Raw genomic sequence first — 19,935 nt, 5'->3', positions numbered from 1 at the left:
GGTAAACTAGAGGTAATGTAGTGATGAGAGGAAAAAAGAATATGTATGAAATAATCATGAATTCAGTTGATGATACAGAACGTTTCGCCATTAAACTTGCCAATATACTAGAAGCTCAAGATACGATTACATTAGAAGGGGATCTAGGTGCTGGCAAGACAACATTTACGAAAGCCTTGGCAAAGGGACTTGGGGTCAAACGAACAGTCAACAGTCCAACATTTACGATTGTTAAGCAGTATGAGGGGAGATTACCGTTTAATCATTTAGATGTGTATAGGTTAGCAGAAAGTGATGAAGACCTAGGCTGGGATGAACTGTTTTATGGAGATGCAGTTTCAGTGGTCGAATGGGCGCATTTAATTGAACAGGATTTGCCACAGGATCGCTTAGCGATAGAGATTTACCGAATCGGAGAAAATGAACGACGCTTTGTGTTAATACCTCGTGGAGAACGCTATGAGGCACTATGTGAGGAGCTAATGAAATGATTTGGTTAGGAATAGAAACAGCAAATACACCACTCTCCATTGCAGTTGTGAAGGATGGCAAAGTGGTGGCCGAGATGGTACAAAACATAAAATTAACGCATTCTGCAGGTGCAATGCCGGCGATTGAAGAAATCTTGGCACGAATAGGTTTAAAACCGAATGACTTGGATGTGATTGCAGTGTCTGAAGGGCCAGGTTCTTATACAGGTGTTCGTATAGGCGTGACATTAGCAAAAACCCTAGCATGGACATTACAGAAGCCTTTAGTTGGTGTATCTAGCTTAAAGACATTGGCTGCTAATGCTGCTCTTTACAACGGATTGATTTGTCCAATTATTGATGCTAGAAGAGGCAATGTTTACACAGCTGTTTATCAGGGCGAGACATTAGAGGCCCTTGTGGAGGATCATCATGTACATATTGATGATTTATTAGTGCGTTTAAAGGCATTAGAGGCGCCTATTTTATTTGTAGGAACAGATGTTGATATATTTTGGAAGAATATTGAGCAGGTGCTTGGTGATACAGCAGTACGTGCACCATTTAGTTTTGACTTGCCACGCGCAACGGAAGTCATTCGTGTAGCAACGAAATTAGAGTTACCTAGAGTCGAAGCTATCCATCACTTTGTTCCACAATATAAACGGATTGCAGAAGCTGAGGCGAACTGGCTGAAAGAACAGAAGGAGAAGGAACATGAGTAGGAATGTAACTTATCGTAAAATGGTTTCTGACGATGTGCCAACGGTTTATGAAATTGAAGTGACTTCATTTCCAGTGCCATGGACGTTAGATTCCTTTTACTACGAAGTGCATGAAAATCAGTATGCGCATTATGTGCTGGCTATAGATGAAAATGACAGTATTATTGGTTTTTGTGGGATGTGGATGGTCATAGATGCAGCTCAAATTACAAATGTAGCTGTTATTGAGGAGGCACGTGGCCGAGGGATAGGTGAGGGGTTAATGCGTGAGGCGATGCAAATAGCTCGTTTACATGGAATGGAGGTCATGACGTTAGAGGTACGTGTAACAAATATGGTTGCACAAAATCTCTATCGCAAGCTTCAATTCCAAGATGGTGGCATACGGAAAGGCTATTATACTGATAACGGGGAGGATGCCCTTGTCATGTGGGTGAATTTATAATGAATAATGGATTGATATTAGCAATAGAATCAAGTTGTGATGAAACAGCTGCAGCGATTATTCGAAATGGTCATGAAATTGTGTCGAATGTTGTGGCTTCTCAAATAGAAAGTCATAAGCGATTTGGTGGGGTTGTACCTGAAATTGCATCACGTCATCATGTTGAACAAATTACAGTAGTAATAGAAGAAGCACTGGCACAAGCTAATTTAAAGCCAGCCGATTTAGATGCAGTTGCTGTTACAGAGGGCCCAGGTCTTGTAGGGGCATTATTGATTGGCATTAACGCAGCTAAGGCTTTTGCTTTTGCTAACAGCTTGCCGATTGTTGGCGTCCACCATATTGCAGGACATATTTATGCCAATGCACTTGTTCAGCCAATGGAATTTCCTTTGTTGGCACTTGTCGTATCAGGTGGTCATACAGAGCTTGTTTATATGAAGGAACATGGCTCCTTTGAGGTCATTGGTGAAACACGAGATGATGCAGCTGGTGAAGCCTATGATAAAGTGGCACGCGTTTTAAACTTACCTTATCCAGGTGGACCACGTATTGATCAGCTTGCTCATGAGGGTGAAGAGGCTGTTCCTTTTCCAAGAGTTTGGTTAGAGGAGGGTTCTTATGATTTTAGCTTTAGTGGCTTAAAATCAGCAGTCATCAATTATAAACACAATATGGATCAACGAGGCGAAGCTATTTCGCCAGCAGCCGTTGCTAAAGGTTTTCAGGAAAGTGTTGTCGAAGTACTGACAGCGAAAACATTGCGTGCTGCTCGCGAATATCAGGTGAAGCAGGTCATAGCAGCTGGTGGTGTAGCAGCGAATAAAGGTCTGCGAAGCGCTTTAGAGGCTGTATTTGCCGAGGAAGGCATCCCATTTTTTGTACCACCACTCAAATTGTGTACAGATAATGCGGCAATGATTGGAGCAGCAGCCATGCCAATGTTTGAGGCGGGGGTTCGAGGAAACTTAATGATGAATGGACGTCCAGGAATGGAGTTAAAATCTTGGGTGTAGCAGTAAATGAAGGAGGTATCTTATTGAAGATATCTCTTTTTTTGATTGTCGAAAATTTGTTGATAAAAAATGAACGTTGCGAAGAGAATAATAATATTCAACACGTTAATTGACAAATTTTTCAGAAAATTATCCACAGGTAATGGAGCGAACTAAGTACCGAACACGCGTACTTATGCACAATATGTTGATAACTTGTGCATAACTTGTGATTATTCAATATATAGTAGCATGTTTTACAAGGGATGATGTGGATAAAATAATTTTTGATTGTGGACAATGTGGAAAACTCTGTTGATATGTTGGTATTACTAGATTTATAGTGTGTATAAAACTGTGGGCACTTTTTGTCGAAAAATAGCACTTGACCAATATATATGAAAAATAAAGGTGTGTAAAGAAAAAAGCCATGCGGCGAGGCACATGGCTTAAAATCAGTAACTACATATTCATATTTTCAAGTTCCTCATTTAGCTCTAACCATTCTAATTCCAATCGCTCATGCTGTTCTTTAGCAGTAGCTAATTCGTCTTGAAGCTGTGAAATTTTTTCGTGATCCGTGAAAATTGCAGGGTCACAGAGAGCTTCCTCGAGTCTATCAATGATAGCTGTTGTTTCTTGCATCTTCACTTCTAGTTCTTCAATAGTACGTCTAATTTGACGTTCGCGTTTTTTTGCCTCTTTATCAATTTTAGAGGTAGAAGTCTTATCAGGTAGGTCTTGCTGTACTTGTAGTTGGGAGGCAGCCTTCATTTGCGCTAGCTCCAACAGTTCCTGTTTTTTCTCTACATAATAATCATAGTCACCTAAATATTCAAATGACCCAGTTCCAGACAACTCCACCACTTTCGTTGTGATACGATTAATGAAGTAGCGGTCATGGGAGACAAATAGAAGCGTTCCAGGATAATCAATCAGTGCATTTTCCAGAACCTCTTTACTATCTAAGTCTAGATGGTTTGTAGGCTCGTCGAGAATTAAAAAATTGGCCTTTTGCATCATTAATTTTGACAGTGCAAGGCGTGCTTTTTCACCGCCTGATAAAGAGGATACGGTTTTATCCACATCTTCTCCACTAAATAGGAAGCGTCCTAAGACAGTGCGAATATCTTTTTCATTCATGAGCGGCCATTCATCCCATAGCTCTTTCAAGACACTTTTATTGCTTGAAAGCTTTGCTTGCTCTTGATCATAATAGCCAATTTGTACATTAGTACCATAACGAATAGCACCTGCAAGAGGTGTTAAATCTTTCACAATTGTTTTTAATAATGTTGATTTACCAACCCCATTTGGTCCAACAAGGGCTATCCGATCCTCGCGAAAAGTGCGCAGGTTAATACCACTAGATATTAGCTGATCATCATAGCCGATTGTTAAATCATCGACGGATAAAACATCATTACCACTTTGACGTTCGATAGTAAAACCAAAACTAGCGGATTTCTCATCACCATCCGGCGATTCCATCCACTCAGTTCGTTCAAGCATTTTACGTCGACTTTGTGCCATTTTTGTTGTAGAGGCACGTGCAATATTCTTTTGGATAAAATCCTCTAGCTTGGCCTTTTCATCTTGCTGACGCTCAAAAAGTTTGACATCGCGTTCATAGGTTTTAGCCTTTTCATCTAAATAAGCACTGTAATTGCCTGTATATTTTGTAACACGATGACGTGACACCTCGTAGACAATGGAAACGACTTGGTCTAAGAAGTAGCGGTCATGGGAAACAATTAAAATAGCTCCTTCATAGCTCTTTAAATAAGATTCCAACCAAGATAATGTTTCGATATCTAAATGGTTCGTAGGCTCATCGAGAATTAAAAGGTCTGGTTTACTAAGTAAAAGCTTAGCCAGTGCTAAACGTGTGCGTTGTCCACCAGATAGTGAGCTGATGGGTTTATCATAGTCTTCGGGATAGAACTGCATTCCATGAAGCACTGAACGTATGTCCGATTCATATTGATAGCCGCCAGCATCCTTAAAAGTATGCTGTAGTTGATCGTATTCCGACATAACTTTCGCATACAGAGTGGAATTTTCGTAAACGGTAGGATCAGCCATCTGCTGTTCGAGCGAGCGGAGCGTTTGTTCTTGAGCTAAAAGCGGTTCGAAAATGGTCATCATTTCATCCCAAATAGTTAACGTAGAATTTAATCCAGCATGTTGCTCTAAATAGCCAACCTGAACGCCCTTTGGGATAATGATATCCCCAGAGTCATAGGACATTTGACCAGCGATTATTTTTAATAAAGTCGATTTACCTGCACCGTTTCGCCCTACTAAGGCAACGCGATCACGGTGTTGAACTTCTAATTTAACACCACTTAAAATTTCATCTGCAAGAAAGGATTTAGTTAGTTGATTGACCTGTAAAACAATCATTCTTGACACCTCAATTCTACCTTAGTGTAATGGATGAACGATTTGCATGCAATGTAGGTGCTTTACTTATTCCTAGCAGTCATGTAAGATTGAAACGATTTCTTTTTAGTTAGTTGCGTACAAAGCGCCATTAACTAAAGAGAAATACGCTAGTGGATTGCAAAAATGTTGTATATAGTTAAGGATAAATGTATTAAAATTAGTAGTTAAATACAGTAAAATTGATTGAGGTTCATCATAAGGAGGAGAAAGTTTGAAACAAGAATTAAAAATCCCACAAGCCACTACAAAAAGACTTCCTCTTTACTATCGATTTATTCAAAACTTTGCACAAGAAGGTATGGAACGTATTTCGTCGAAGGAACTGAGTGAAGCGATGAAAATAGATTCTGCAACGATTCGCCGTGATTTTTCTTATTTTGGCGCTCTTGGTAAAAAGGGCTATGGCTATGATGTGCAGCATTTATTACAATTTTTTAGCCAGACGCTTGATCAACATGAAGCGACAAAAGTAGCGTTAATTGGCGTGGGGAATTTGGGCAGTGCATTATTAAAATATAATTTTCAAAAAAACCATAATACACATATTGTCGTAGCATTCGATTCTAAAGCACCGAAGGATGGCAAAATGATTAGTAATATTCCTGTTTTTCATCCAGATTTGCTGGAGGAGAAGTATGCTGAATACGGTGCAGAGCTTGCGATTTTAACCGTTTCACCACGCTCCGCACAAAAAATGGCGGATCGTTTAGCAGCAATGAATGCAAAAGGTATTTTAAACTTTACACCAGAACGGTTAACAGTACCAGATAGAATGCAGCTCTTAACCATTGATTTATCGGTAGAATTGCAAGCGCTTATCTATTTAATTCGTAATCAGGAAGTGTGAAAATAATACATATTTTTAAGTGTAATTCACCATTTCTGTCAAATAATATTTTTTAATAAAATGCGGGTAAACCTATGAGAGAGACGAAAAACTTTCACATATAATTAGTTAGCAAAATGGCGAAATATGCGTTAAAATGATGGATATAAAGAGGAGGTGGCTGTAATGGGTGGAATTGGTCCTATGAGCCTCATTATTATCGGAATTGTCGCGTTATTAATTTTTGGTCCTAAGAAGTTACCAGAGCTTGGTAAGGCATTTGGTTCAACACTACGTGAATTCAAAAATGCTACTAAAGGTTTAGCCGACGAAGATGATGATGACAAGAAAAAGAAAGAACTAGATAAGTAAGTTAGGATGTTTGAGGAATGAATCCAAAAGATCTAACTGTCATTGAGCATATAGAAGAATTAAGAAAACGGCTGTTCATTGTTGCCGTTTTCTTTGTTCTCGCTATGGCTGGCGGCTTTTTCGTCGCAAAGCCGCTTGTTAAATACCTTCAAATGACTGGAGCAAAATATAATATTGAGCTTCATGCATTTGACGTAGTCACACCACTTGCAATTTATATCCAAGTTGTTTTTATAATTGCCTTTATTCTTTCATCGCCAGTGTTGATGTATCAATTGTGGTCGTTTATTAGCCCTGGATTAAGAGAAGTAGAACGTAAAGCCACTCTAAGCTATATACCATATTCATTTCTATTGTTTATTGCAGGGTTATCTTTTTCGTACTTTTTACTCTTCCCGTATGTCATAAAATTCATGATGAATTTATCGAATGATTTGGAGATACAGCAAACCATTGGTATACATGAGTATTTTACATTTTTGTTTAAGCTTACAATACCTTTTGGTTTTCTATTCCAGTTACCGATTGTTGTTTTATTCTTTTCGCGAATTGGTATATTAAGTCCAGATTTACTAATTCGAATTCGTAAATATTCATACTTTGGTTTATTTGTATGTGCAGCGATTATTGCACCGCCTGAGTTGGCGTCACATTTAATGGTTTCTGTGCCATTGTTTATCTTGTATGAAATTAGTATTATGATTTCTCGGATTGGTTATAAGAAATATCTTAAATCAGAGGAAATTCGTTTAAAAGAAGAACAGGAAGCGGAGCAAAAGCGTCAGATTGAAGAGGCGCTTGAGCAGCAACGACGACAAATAGAAGAATTGAATCAACAGTAATAGATAAAGCTCGGTGCCCTCAATGGGACACCGAGCTTTTGTGTTCTAATTCCGCTTTACGATGACTTTACAAAAAATTATTGCATTTTTTCTAGTTCTTGAAGAAACTTTTGCAATGGCTCTGCATAGAATTGTACAAGTGTCACAAATCCATTAAGCATAACGTGTGCGATAATAGAAGTCCAAATGCGTTTTGTTTTGTGATATAAAAAGGCAAATATTAAGCCACAAATGGTATAAAGCAAGATATGCGAGAAGTCGAAGTGGATAATCGCAAAGAATATGGCACTTACTATAGCCGCCACCCAGAAATTTGTTGTTTGGACAAGCGAGCCAAATATGACTCTGCGGAAGACGAATTCTTCTAAAATAGGCCCAAATACAACAATCGCTAATATAGCAACGGGAGCACCTTGAGCTATAGCGACGATATCTGCGGTATTTTGGGAACCTCCTTCGATACCGAAAACAGCCATCTCAATAGCGGCACCAATCATTTGACCAAAGAACACGAGGAAGAAACCGAAGATTCCCCAAACAATTGTAAGAGGGATCGTTTCCTTTTTTCCTTGATAAATGTTCCAAAAGGCTTTATCACGAGATGTTAGGATTAAGCTTAAAATGAGCGCAATAGCAAAACTAAGGGCAATATACCAGCCTTGAGTAATGGGAGCCGCTTGTTCAGAAGCTAGACCAGTTATCTTCATAACGAGCTTATGAAACGGTAAGAGCAGCCATCTGCTTGAAATCTGCATCAAGATATAAATTAATAAGACATACAGGGCTGTTTTTTTATGTTTCGTTATTTTTTGAGAATTAGTCACAGTCAAAATCCTTTCCATTCATATGCTTCCTTTCTATTGTAGAGGAATATGGAAAGAAAACAAAATTTTTCGAAGTTCTGGCTTGCAAAAAAAAGTGTGATTGATTATCATAATAATTGTGTTAGCACTCATTGATATAGAGTGCTAATAAATTTTAACAATTATTTAATTATTAGGAGGTTGTTTCACTTGTTAAGACCACTAGGAGATCGTATTGTAATTGAACTAATCGAGGTAGAAGAGAAATCTGCATTCGGTATTGTACTACCTGACTCTGCAAAAGAAAAACCACAAGAGGGTAAAGTAGTAGCAGTTGGGACAGGTCGTGTATTAGAGAACGGGCAACGTGTAGAGCTTGACGTTAAAGTTGACGACCGCATTATTTTCTCTAAATACGCTGGAACAGAAGTTAAATTTGAAGGTAATGAATACCTAATTTTACGCGAAAGCGATATTCTTGCAATTATTGAATAAGTACATTATTCACACCTTAAATAAAGGTGAAGGCTTATTGTTTGTTTAACGAAAATGACAATAAGATGAAATTGATATAAATATATTGAAGAAGCTTAACGAATATTCCATTTCAGGAGGGTAAATTCTCATGGCAAAAGATATTAAATTCTCAGAAGACGCTCGTTCATTAATGTTACAAGGTGTAGATAAATTAGCGAATACAGTAAAAGTAACATTAGGACCAAAAGGGCGTAATGTTGTTTTAGAAAAAAAATTCGGTTCACCACTTATTACAAATGATGGTGTAACAATCGCTAAAGAAATCGAGCTAGAAAACCCATATGAAAACATGGGGGCAAAATTAGTAGCAGAGGTTGCTTCTAAGACAAATGAAATCGCTGGTGACGGTACAACAACAGCAACAGTATTAGCACAAGCAATTATTCGTGAAGGCTTGAAAAACGTTACGGCTGGTGCAAATCCTGTAGGTATCCGCAAAGGTATTGATAAAGCAGTTGCTGCTGCACTTACAGAATTACACGCTATTTCTCGTCCAGTAAGCAATAAAGAAGAAATTGCACAAGTTGCTGCTATTTCTGCTGCAGATGATGAAGTTGGACAACTGATCGCTGAAGCAATGGAGCGTGTTGGTAACGACGGCGTTATTACAATCGAAGAATCTAAAGGCTTCACAACAGAACTTGATGTAGTAGAAGGTATGCAGTTTGACCGTGGCTATGCTTCACACTACATGGTAACTGACACAGATAAAATGGAAGCGGTTCTTGATAACCCATACATTTTAATTACTGATAAAAAAATTACAAACATTCAAGAAGTATTACCATTATTAGAACAAGTGGTACAACAAGGTCGTCCATTAGTAATCATTGCTGAAGACGTGGAAGGTGAAGCACTTGCAACGCTTGTTGTGAACAAGCTTCGTGGTACATTCAATGCTGTAGCAGTAAAAGCACCAGGCTTCGGTGATCGTCGTAAAGCTATGCTTGAAGATATCGCTATCCTAACTGGTGGTCAAGTAATTACTGAAGAATTAGGCTTAGACCTAAAATCAGCGGATATTTCTTCACTTGGACGTGCAGCAAAAGTTGTTGTAACAAAAGACAATACAACAATCGTTGAAGGTGTTGGCGGTGCAGACGCAATCGAAGGACGCATTGGTCAAATCCGTGCACAACTTGCTGAAACAACATCAGAATTCGATAAAGAAAAATTACAAGAACGTCTTGCAAAATTAGCAGGTGGCGTAGCAGTTATCAAAGTTGGTGCTGCAACAGAAACTGAGCTTAAAGAACGTAAACTGCGTATTGAAGATGCCCTAAACTCTACTCGTGCTGCTGTTGAAGAAGGTATCGTATCAGGTGGTGGTACAGCCCTTCTTAACGTCTATGCAGCAGTGGAAAAAGCAGCTGAATCAGTAGATGGCGACGTAGCTACAGGTGTGAAAATCGTTTTACGTGCTTTAGAAGAACCAGTTCGCCAAATCGCTAATAACGCTGGTCTTGAAGGTTCAATCATCGTGGATCGCCTAAAACGTGAAGAAGTTGGCATTGGTTTCAATGCAGCTACTGGCGAATGGGTAAACATGATGGAAGCAGGCGTAGTGGACCCAGCAAAAGTAACTCGTTCAGCTCTACAAAACGCAGCATCAGTTGCAGCGCTATTCTTAACAACAGAAGCAGTTGTAGCAGATATTCCAGAAGCAGCACCAGCAATGCCAGATATGAGCGGCATGGGCGGTATGCCAGGCATGATGTAAGTTTTAGTTTCAGCTAAAATTTTTGACTAAACATAACCACTTTCCATAACTTTATGGGAAGTGGTTTTTATAATGAATAGCTTAAATGTACAGCGCTTGTAACAAGTATATCGCTCTATATTTGTCCCATTCAGTCCCCTTTTTCCAATGAGCTCTATTTATAGTCGATGATCCATTTAACAGCAGGGTGATTTCATCATAGCTCCAATAAATTGTTTAAATTTACCTCCATCATCGATTACTGATTTTCCTGTTGCCTAACCTTTAGTCAAGGTAGTTAGGCGAGGGGGATTCCAATTGCAATTCTCCTATAGCTAATTCCTCTAGTTCAACAATGAGATAATCATAAACCAAATAAAACAGACCAATAGTTAAAAATAAAAGCGAGCATTTTCGCATTTAATTGTTGATTATATTTAGTTAATTAGAAATTCCTAAATTTTCTCTTCTATATAATAAATGGGATTTCTAAACTTATTGTTGTGATGCTCAACGAAAAAATAATTTTAGTGAATGAAAGCGCCATTAGTGGATTATTCATCTACTAAATGTATGAATAATCTATAATTAAAAATTTTCCTGTTGTTTTTCAAAAGATTATCACTTACAATACAAAATGAAAATGATAATCGTTATCATTAACTAATAGTTTGTTAGATAGAGGTGAAATCTTGGATAATCAGGAAGCTAACAGAATAGGAATGGGCAATATTTATTATGTTATTATCTTGCTTTTAATAGGCGCCATTTTAATATCTGCCGTTTTTTCTGTATCAATAGGACAAGTCAGCATACCTTTTAAGCAATCAATGGATATTTTGCTACATACTATATCCAACGGGAAGCTTGGCTCGCTTGATAGTGTGGATAGTGAATCCTACTTGAATATTATTTTACAGGTCAGAATGCCTCGTGTGGTTTTTGCATTATTGATTGGCGTTGGACTTGCACTATGCGGGACTGTCATGCAGGCGGTTGTACAAAACCCCCTTGCTGATCCATACATACTTGGTATTTCTTCAGGGGCGTCATTGGGTGCAACCTTTGCCATTCTAGTTGGTTTTGGAAGTAGTGCATTGTTGGCACAGTTTGGGGTAGCCTTTGGAGCATTTGCAGGGGCGATGATTACCTCTATGGCAGTGCTGATCTTATCCAGCATTGGTGGTAAAGCGACATCAGTCAAACTTGTTTTATCAGGTGTTGTCATTGGAGCATTATGTAGTTCTTTTTCAAGTCTTATTATCTTTTTTGCGAATAATGCTGAGGGCATTAAAACCGTTACGTTTTGGTCTATGGGAAGCTTGGCCTCTGCTAGCTGGGATAAAACACCGATTTTAACAATTGTGATTGTGCTAGGGGCTGCGTTATTCCTTTTCCAACATCGTGTGCTAAATACAATGCTACTTGGAGATGAATCAGCTATCACATTAGGTATCAATCTAAGTGCTTATCGCAAATTGTACATGATCCTTACTTCGCTCATTACAGGAACAATGGTTGCTTATGCGGGTATGATCGGTTTTGTTGGTTTAATTATTCCACATATCACGAGAGGCATTTTTGGAGCAGACCATAAACGATTAATGTTAGGAACATTGCTCTTAGGTGGTCTTTTCATGATTTGGGCGGATATTCTGTCTCGAACATTAATCCAAAATGTTGAATTACCAATTGGTATCATTACTTCTGTCATTGGATCGCCATTATTTATCTATATGATTGTAAAAAAAGGTTACAACTTCGGAGGGTAGAACAATGGAATTAGTAGCAAAGGAAATAGAGGTAAAGATCGGCAAAAAGGAAATAGTAAAAAACATATCCATTCATGTGAATAAGCAACAATTTGTGGGCTTAATCGGACCAAACGGATGCGGAAAGTCAACTTTGTTGAAAAGTATTTATAAAAGCCTTGTGCCTCAAAAAGGGATGGTTTTTTTAGATGATTTAGATGTTTTGAAGAGTCCTGAAAAAAAGATTTCTCAGCACTTAGGTGTAGTTGGGCAATTCAATGAAATGCATTTTGATTTAACGGTACAGCAAATGGTGATGTTAGGCAGAACACCTCATAAAAAAATGCTAGAGTCAGATAACCAAAAGGATTTTGACATAGTGGAAGAGGCGTTAACGCGTACGAACTTACAATCCTATAGAGGGCGTAGTTTTCTTTCACTATCTGGTGGCGAAAAGCAACGAGTTATTTTAGCAAGAACGATTGCTCAGCAGCCTAAATTTATGATTTTGGATGAGCCAACAAACCATTTAGATATTCGTTATCAAATCGAAATACTATCCTGTGTTAGAAGTTTAAACATCGGTGTTTTAGCAGCGCTTCACGATTTAGAAATGGCAGCCCATTACTGTGATTATCTCTATGCGGTCAAAGATGGTGAAATCTATGCGCATGGCACACCAGCAGAGGTTTTAACACCGGAAACAATAGAAGCTTTATATCATATTAAATGTCAAACGTTTACTAATCCAGTGACAAACGGATTAGGCTTTGCATATGGACTATAGGAGGAAAATCATGAAGAAAAAACTATTATTAGGAATTGGTTTAGCAGCTTTATTAACATTAACAGCTTGTGGTAACACATCAAAAAATACAGCTGAGGAAACACAAACAAAAGATTATTATCCACTGACAGTTGCTAACTTTGCAAAGGCTGAGGGAGGCTCAACGTGGGAAAAGAAAGATCAAGTATTCGATAAAGCACCTGAAAGAATTATGGCTAATACACGCCCAGCAGCAGAATTATTATTACATTTAGGATTAGGTGATAAAATCGTTGGTGTCGGTGCAAACTTTGGTGCAGTCGATAAATCTGTAGAAGAAGAATACGCTAAGTTAAATATTTTAAGTGATGAGTATGTAGGGAAAGAGGTTACATTAGGAACTGATCCTGATCTTGTATTTGGTCGCGGTGGCTTATTTGATAATGCTGAATGGGGCGTAGGGACAGTAGACTCACTTAATGAAATGGGCGTTAAAACATATGTTTTAGAATCATCTGTAACAGGTGGCACATATGATTCTATTTACAAAGATATCGAAAATATCGGTAAAATTTTCAAAGTGCAAGACAAAGCGGATAGCTTTATTAAAGAATTAAAAGGGCGACAACAAAACATTTCTTCAAAATTAGAAAGTATTAAAGAAGAAAAAACTTTTGCTTATTTGCATACAAATGATCCAAAAGAGCTTTTTGTATACCCAGCTCACGATGAAACATTCTTCAATGACGCATTCAAAATGGTTAAATTAGATAACATTTTCAAAGATGAAACAGGCGATGTAAGTGTTGAAACATTAATTGCAGCAGATCCAGATGTATTAATTCTTCCTAACTGGGATGGTTCTGATCTAACAAAAGTACGCGAAGAAATTTATGCAAATCCTAAACTTTCAAGCATGAAAGCTATTAAAAATAAACAAATTTATATCGTAGATTATAATTACATGTTTGGTTATGGCTACAACACAATAGATGGAATGGAAGCATTAGCAAAAGAGATGTATCCAGACTTATTTAAATAAGAGAGTCGATTAGACAACTTAAAAAAGGTAATGTCAACGGTATAATAAGCAATTTTGTAAGGCGAGGGGTTGATTTCCGTTCCGCCAGCCTCCTTTCCAGGGGGCGTCCGATGAGCCGCTTCACTCACTGCGTTCGCTCCAGGGTCTCCTCTGTGACGCTAAATCCCCTAGGAGTGACGCTGGCTCCACTCCAATCAACCATTCTGCAAAAGTGTCTTTTCCTGAACAAAATAGCCCATTATTTATATTATAAGAGAGGATAGCCTCTTATTTTCAATGTGGAGAAGTGATGTGTGACAACACCCCTCCATAAAAGAGTAGTGAATGCCTTCACTTGAACCTTTGCTAAAAAGTGAACATTTTTATTTTATGGATTGGAGTGGAAGGCTACTTGACTCCCGTGGGAATAGCGAGACAGGCGAGCCCCTGCACGAAGCGGTAGCAGAGGAAGCGGCTCGGCGCTCGCCCACAGGAAAGCAAGTAGCCTGCAACGGAAATCCATTTTCACCTTTCACATAAATTCTATGGATGGTTTTGTTTTTCAACACTATGAAAGGGGGAGAAATTATTAATTTCTCCTCCTTTTTGTTATAGCAATGGAAGCAGCTCTCTATTAAACATTGTAATTGTTTCGGCAGATGGATAAAGGATGTTGTGAATCGAGAACGAGCTAGAAAGTTCTTTCTTGGCTCGCTTAATATTAATGGTATCAAACAAATGAGGTTTATAGCACATGCCCAACCAAGCAATGCTCATTGCTGATCCTGCAAAAGCCTGTATTTCTTAAATTTTCGTTAAACACCAGAAGGGAGTACTTAAAAAAAGTATCCCACTCTGTTAGTGTTAACGATATGCAAATAGCTGTATATCCTGTTTGATTATCTTATGTTGACTTGACTTGGAGCAGGGAAGTAGCCTGTATCTATTCCATATTGAATCATTCTGTGAATAAAGGCTGTATTAGGTACTGCACATTCAATTTTCGTATTGACTAAAAATTCTAGTGTTTTTTTGCAATTGAAAATAAACGGGGAATCACCAGCTCCATCACCTTCAAGCTGAGCAATGGCTAACGATAAATATTCCTGTGCTTCTTTTGTATGCTCACTATGCAATAGCCAATTTGTATATTCCTGTGCTGAAACGATTGATAGATCATAGCCAAATTCCTTAATCATGTCGATTAATTCTAAATAAGGAAGCGATACAGGATTACATAAATGGAAGACATGACCGTTTGCTGCTGGCTGACTCGCCAGAGAAACGAGTGCTTGGCTCGCATAATTAATAGGAGTAAAGTCAACATGCCATTGTGCAGTAGGTGTTTTACCTAAATAAAGCATCGATTTAATCATACGGTAAAAGGCATTGTCATCAATATTACGTTGGAATTTGCCTGTTTCAGAGTGACAACTTAAATTTCCTACACGATAAATGGAAATAGGAATGGCATCATTTACAGCATTTCGAACAAGATTTTCCGCCTCTAGCTTACTTTGGGTATACACATTATTAAGCTTCACATCGTAATTAAAATTACCTTTTGCCTCATTTGAGCCCCATTGAATGGCAGCTAACTCCTCTGGAATACCAATTGTTGATACATAATGGAAATGCATACCCGGTTTTCGTTTAGCTATTTCAAGCAAATGGCGAGTACCATTCACATTGACATTATTGAAATGGTCAGCCGCACCAAAATGACGTACATCTGCACCACAATGAATGATTGCATTGATTTTTTCCAGCAACATTTGTTCAGCTTCATCAGATAAATCAAGTTGTTGCTTTCCTAAGTCGCCTGGGATAACTGTGACACGCTCTTTCATAGGATGAACAAGATCGTTGCCAAAGTAAAATTGCATACTATCCATTAGCTTGTCCTCAATCGTTGCATGGGCACCTGGTCGAATAAGACAGTAAATATGTGCATTTGTTACTGTTAACAGCTCGTATAATATATGGCTTCCTAAATAACCTGTAGCTCCTGTTAATAATACCGACGTCATTGGCAAGGGTCTTACAGTTTGAGAGACTTGCAGCGGACTTGGCTCCATTAAATCCTTAAAAACAAGATTAGCTGGTTGCTCTTGATTGTCATTAGCTTCCGGCTGATAATGACGAATATATTGATCTAGCTCAGCAATCGTTTGGTAGTGGAAGAAATCTTGTATTTTTAAGAATGGTATATGCTTTTTCACTTGTACAAGAATTTCAAGCACTTTTAATGAATGACCTCCAATATGGAAGAAATTATCGTGAATGCCTATTGGCTCGATACCAAGTGCCTTTTCCCATGCGATAGCTAGCAGCTGCTGTATATTATTTTGGGGTGCGCTGTATGCATGGCTACGCGATAAAACCACTTCCAGTGATGCTAGTTGTTTTCGATCGATTTTTCCTGTAGGAGAAAGCGGCATTTCAGGCAATTCTATAAAACGCTCAGGCACCATATAATCTGGTAGAAGAGTTGACAGGTAGTCTCTTAAAATATCTTCCTCAAGTTGTATACCACTAGTCACTGTATAGTAGGCAAATAAATGATTGTTACCATCGGACTTTTTCTTCGCAATGATTACGACTTCCTGAATGTTAGGATGATTGCTTAACACCGTTTCAATTTCTCCAAGCTCAATACGGAAGCCCCTTACTTTGATTTGTGAATCCTTGCGCCCAACAAATTCAATAATACCACTAGGTAATAGGCGAACTAAATCACCTGTACGATACATTTTTTGTTCTGGCTTCAATAGATGAGGTACAAATACCTCAGCCGTTTTTTCTGGCTGATGTAAATAGCCTGCTGCTAAACCAGCACCTGCAATACATAATTCTCCAGTTTCATGAACTGGGCAAAGCTGCTCATCGTCATTAACAACATACATCTCATAATTAGCGATTGGTCTGCCAATAGGAATACTGGATTGTTTATCTATTATAGAATCCTTTATCTTGAAGTAAGAGGACAATACTGTACATTCAGTTGGTCCGTAAAGATTAATAATTTCTGTAGTTAATCCAAATTTTTCATGCCATTTTTGAACGACAGCAGGTAATAGAGCTTCGCCACCAACAGATAGGTAGTTTAGTGTTGTCAGTTTTTCTCGGTATTCTACAGGTAAATGTGTTGCTAGCTGTGTAAAGAAAGCATTGGGTACAGTGGCAGCGGTTACTTGCTCACGACCAATCATATCAGCAAATGCTTCAATCGATAGACGTTCCACACTTGTTAGCATATGAAGCCTTGCTCCAGAAAAGAAAGCGGTAAAAGTCTCTGTTACTGATGGGTCAAAACTATAGGAGATAAACTGAGAATATACATCGTCTTGTGTTGAATGGTAGATTCTTTGATTATCTGTAATCAAATTAATAACAGATTCATGTTTAAGCATAACCCCTTTTGGTTTGCCCGTAGAACCAGAAGTATAAATAATATAGGCTAGGTCGGATGGATGTATTTCACAAGTTAGATTTTCCTGTGAGTAGCCTTTTTCTGATTGGTTGATCGTTAACACTGTACGTGTTTGGGAATCATTATGTATGAAATCATTCAGTAATGCTGTATGTTCGTTTTTCGTTAGAATAAACGGGGCACCTGTATCGTTTAATAGATACTGACACCGTTCTTTCGGGTAGCTTGGATCAATAGGAACATATACACCACCAGCTTTCAGGACACCTAAAAGGCTGATGATTGTTTCTTTACTTCGTTCCATAACGATTGCCACATAGTTTCCTTTTTGCAGACCGTTTGCTATTAGCATGTGAGCAACTTGATTGGATTGTTCATTTAGCTGATGGTAGGTCATCTTACCATTTTCAAAGGACAATGCAATGCGTTCAGCAAACTGTTGTGCTGCCTGATAAAATACGTCAGGTATTGTGGTGTTTTGATCGTAGTCAGCTAATGTTTGGTTTAAAGTTTGATAGGCTAGTAAATCTTCTTCGTTCAACAGTTGTGTACGATTGGATGGTAGAGTTTGTGGCTCATAAGAATGCGTATTATTCTCTAATGGGTATACATCAAATTCTCGTTTATTATTCAATCATGACAACTCCTATTTTAGAAAAGGGCAGACACTTATGAAGGAGTGTTTATGCCATTAGTTCCACAGAAAATGAATCATTCTCAGAATTCTAACGGACATACATCTCCTGATAAGAGCAGCCCTTTCGCTTTTTTATTTCACTACAAAGGTATTAACAACATTTAATAGTTCATCAGATAACTCGGATAATACTTGAGCTTCTTCAGAAACTCGTTGTACGGTATTCAGCTGAGAGGCAGAAGTTGCGGCAACTGCTCTCGTATTGTCTTTTGAATTGATAGAGAAGTCTTCCATATCTTTAACAGCAGATGTTACTTCTTCCATACCAGCTGCCATTTCTTCAATCGTAGCAGAAAGCTCTTGAATTTGTCCTGTTACATGATGAATGGAAGTTAGAATCTGGCTAAATGATTTTTCTGAATCATTAATCATAACAATTCCATGATCGACCTCTTCTACAGCGTGAACCATGATATTGACAGATTCGTTTGTATCATGCTGGATATGAGAAATAAGTGTAGAAATTTCCCGTGCAGATGCCTCAGACTGTTCAGCAAGCTTACGTACCTCGTCAGCAACCACTGCAAACCCACTACCAGCTTCTCCAGCACGGGCAGCTTCGATGGCTGCATTCAATGCCAGTAAATTTGTTTGGGAAGCGATTCCCGTAATAATGCCCACAATTTCTTCAATTTTATTGGAGTGATCGCCAAGTAATTTAACAGAAGCAGCAGACTGATTTACAGCTTTACTAATCGCATTCATTTGTGCAACTGATTTATTTGTCGATTCATTACCTCTTTCAGCTTCCTCTGATGCTAAGATAGAGGATTCTGAAATTTGATTGGATGTCATCGCAATGCGTTGGATACCAATACTCATTTCTTCAATAGTAATCGTACTCTCTTTTGCCTTTTGAACTTGGAGATCCGCACCACTCGCAATTTCTTGCATAGAAGAAGCTACATTATTATAAGAATCGGAAGCTTCCTGCATATTTGCCGATAAAACGTTGGCTGTGTTTGACACACGAGCAGAAACGTTTGTTGTACTTTTAATGACAGTTTTTAGATTTTCAATCATTAAGTTAAAGTTTTGTGTGAGCGTTCCTATTTCATCTGTAGAAGTAACGGATAATGGTTCAAGCTCTAAATTACCTTCTGCTACTTTTTTAGATTGTAAGGAAAGCTGTTGAATTGGTGTTAATTTTTTTCTCAAAAGAGTGTATACAGCAATAGATGAACCAATTAAGAAAATAACAGTGACTAATAATGTCCATAGAGCTTCAGACATGGCTTTTCCAGTTACCATCGATACGTCATAGTCAATGGCATATGCAGCCAACATATCACCATTTTCATCTAAAATGGGTGTGAGGCCCGTTTTGTAGCTACCAAACTCATCGCTATAAATATCTGTTGCTGTTGCTTTTTTTGTGTTAAAAACCTCTTTGATTCTTGCTAGGAAATCGGGAGATAAACCCATAGCAATCATATCTTGATTATATTCAGCACCTAGTTCTAGTATACTAGATGAAAGAACAGGTGCATTAATATTTTCTCCATTAACCGTAATTAAAAATAGATTGGTAATGCTATCAGAATTGTCATTGATCGCATCCATTTCTCTTGTTAATTTTAAGGCGTCGGAGTTACTGTTTGTTGGATTATCTAGTATTGATTTCAACGTATTGATATCAATCGTTTTTGCTAAGATCATGCCTTTGTCAGAGAGCGATTGATCCATATCTGTTAAATTACTATTTCTGACAATATAATAAGAAAGGCCTAAAGTAACTAAACCAAATAATAATAAAATACTTACCATTATTACGGTTAGTTTTTTGCTAATGGACATATGCTGCTTCTTGCGTTTTTTCATACTTTTCCTCCTAATATGATATAACAAATATTTCAAGCTAAGGATAAGAAATGGATAATTTAGTCAATGTACTGCACATTGAAGATTGTGATGTTATTCGTAGAAGTCCAGATGCATATTAAATATTTATGAATGCAAAGTAATCTATTTATCCCCTAACATTAAACTACTATACTGCCAAAAAAATTGATTCACAACCCAGAAAACTTACTATTTAAAGTCTAGATTTATAAAATTAAAGAATGGAATTTAGTTTTTTAGTCTGTCTATTTTGTATTTTAGTC

16 protein-coding genes are annotated in these 19,935 nt (G+C 37.9%); 12 read left to right on the top strand and 4 right to left on the bottom strand.

Annotated elements, in window-relative coordinates:
* Positions 1–41: 41 nt before the first annotated feature.
* From tsaE to tsaD, 4 genes are read left to right on the top strand one after another with little or no spacing between them, the layout of a single operon-like run.
* Complete coding sequence (gene tsaE / locus MKY46_RS20890) at positions 42–491, top strand: tRNA (adenosine(37)-N6)-threonylcarbamoyltransferase complex ATPase subunit type 1 TsaE (RefSeq protein WP_036119017.1); 450 nt, start codon at positions 42–44, stop codon at positions 489–491.
* The gene (gene tsaB, locus MKY46_RS20885; RefSeq protein WP_058843571.1) at positions 488–1,195 is read left to right on the top strand and encodes a tRNA (adenosine(37)-N6)-threonylcarbamoyltransferase complex dimerization subunit type 1 TsaB; all 708 of its coding nucleotides are present in this window, start codon (positions 488–490) and stop codon (positions 1,193–1,195) included. Before tsaE ends, tsaB begins: the two co-directional genes overlap by 4 nt.
* Positions 1,188–1,640 carry a ribosomal protein S18-alanine N-acetyltransferase gene (rimI, locus tag MKY46_RS20880; RefSeq protein WP_058843572.1) on the top strand — a complete coding sequence of 151 codons (453 nt, stop codon included), beginning with the start codon at positions 1,188–1,190 and terminating at the stop codon, positions 1,638–1,640. The genes tsaB and rimI overlap by 8 nt, the downstream gene beginning before the upstream one ends.
* On the top strand, positions 1,640–2,656 hold the full coding sequence (gene tsaD / locus MKY46_RS20875; protein WP_058843573.1) for a tRNA (adenosine(37)-N6)-threonylcarbamoyltransferase complex transferase subunit TsaD: 1,017 nt from the start codon (positions 1,640–1,642) through the stop codon (positions 2,654–2,656). The genes rimI and tsaD overlap by 1 nt, the downstream gene beginning before the upstream one ends.
* 441 nt (positions 2,657–3,097) lie before the next feature.
* Here tsaD and MKY46_RS20870 read toward each other — a convergent pair whose 3' ends face one another.
* Entirely contained in the window at positions 3,098–5,041 is a 1,944-nt protein-coding gene (locus MKY46_RS20870) for an ABC transporter ATP-binding protein (protein WP_058843574.1), read from the bottom strand.
* A 253-nt stretch (positions 5,042–5,294) separates the two neighbouring features.
* Here MKY46_RS20870 and MKY46_RS20865 point away from each other — a divergent pair, with 253 nt between their 5' ends.
* The 3 genes from MKY46_RS20865 to tatC all read left to right on the top strand — a co-directional run bounded on the left by MKY46_RS20865 (position 5,295) and on the right by tatC (position 7,123).
* Complete coding sequence (locus MKY46_RS20865) at positions 5,295–5,930, top strand: redox-sensing transcriptional repressor Rex (RefSeq protein WP_036119002.1); 636 nt, start codon at positions 5,295–5,297, stop codon at positions 5,928–5,930.
* A gap of 165 nt (positions 5,931–6,095) precedes the next feature.
* Positions 6,096–6,281, top strand: coding sequence for a twin-arginine translocase TatA/TatE family subunit (locus MKY46_RS20860; RefSeq protein ID WP_010857065.1), 186 nt, complete (start codon positions 6,096–6,098; stop codon positions 6,279–6,281).
* 17 nt (positions 6,282–6,298) lie between these two features.
* Positions 6,299–7,123, top strand: a complete 825-nt coding sequence (tatC, locus tag MKY46_RS20855) for a twin-arginine translocase subunit TatC (RefSeq protein ID WP_036119000.1) — start codon at positions 6,299–6,301, stop codon at positions 7,121–7,123.
* A gap of 77 nt (positions 7,124–7,200) precedes the next feature.
* Here tatC and MKY46_RS20850 read toward each other — a convergent pair whose 3' ends face one another.
* Positions 7,201–7,965, bottom strand: a complete 765-nt coding sequence (locus MKY46_RS20850; RefSeq protein WP_058843575.1) for a CPBP family intramembrane glutamic endopeptidase — start codon at positions 7,963–7,965, stop codon at positions 7,201–7,203.
* A gap of 171 nt (positions 7,966–8,136) precedes the next feature.
* On the opposite strand from MKY46_RS20850, the gene groES reads away from it, so the two are divergent.
* The 5 genes from groES (at position 8,137) to MKY46_RS20825 (ending at position 13,721) form a co-directional block, all read left to right on the top strand.
* Positions 8,137–8,421, top strand: coding sequence for a co-chaperone GroES (groES, locus tag MKY46_RS20845; RefSeq protein WP_004224358.1), 285 nt, complete (start codon positions 8,137–8,139; stop codon positions 8,419–8,421).
* Positions 8,422–8,551: 130 nt separating this feature from the next.
* The gene (gene groL / locus MKY46_RS20840; RefSeq protein ID WP_058843576.1) at positions 8,552–10,183 is read left to right on the top strand and encodes a chaperonin GroEL; all 1,632 of its coding nucleotides are present in this window, start codon (positions 8,552–8,554) and stop codon (positions 10,181–10,183) included.
* Between the two features lie 671 nt (positions 10,184–10,854).
* Complete coding sequence (locus MKY46_RS20835; protein ID WP_036118993.1) at positions 10,855–11,934, top strand: FecCD family ABC transporter permease; 1,080 nt, start codon at positions 10,855–10,857, stop codon at positions 11,932–11,934.
* Between the two features lie 4 nt (positions 11,935–11,938).
* Positions 11,939–12,700, top strand: coding sequence for an ABC transporter ATP-binding protein (locus MKY46_RS20830; RefSeq protein WP_036118991.1), 762 nt, complete (start codon positions 11,939–11,941; stop codon positions 12,698–12,700).
* 10 nt (positions 12,701–12,710) lie between these two features.
* Positions 12,711–13,721, top strand: coding sequence for an ABC transporter substrate-binding protein (locus MKY46_RS20825; protein ID WP_036118989.1), 1,011 nt, complete (start codon positions 12,711–12,713; stop codon positions 13,719–13,721).
* Between the two features lie 878 nt (positions 13,722–14,599).
* Here the strand turns inward: MKY46_RS20825 and MKY46_RS20820 are convergent.
* Together MKY46_RS20820 and MKY46_RS20815 are read right to left on the bottom strand one after the other, a co-directional pair.
* A complete protein-coding gene (locus MKY46_RS20820; protein WP_340835309.1) occupies positions 14,600–17,767 on the bottom strand; it encodes an amino acid adenylation domain-containing protein in 3,168 nt (1,055 codons plus the stop codon).
* 135 nt (positions 17,768–17,902) lie between these two features.
* Entirely contained in the window at positions 17,903–19,651 is a 1,749-nt protein-coding gene (locus MKY46_RS20815) for a methyl-accepting chemotaxis protein (protein ID WP_036118985.1), read from the bottom strand.
* Positions 19,652–19,935: the final 284 nt, after the last annotated feature.

Origin of the sequence: Lysinibacillus sp. FSL M8-0355 (genome assembly GCF_038008985.1) — a bacterium.
Taxonomy (GTDB): Bacteria; Bacillota; Bacilli; order Bacillales_A; family Planococcaceae; genus Lysinibacillus; species Lysinibacillus fusiformis_D.
This window is presented reverse-complemented; position numbering and strand designations above follow the sequence as displayed.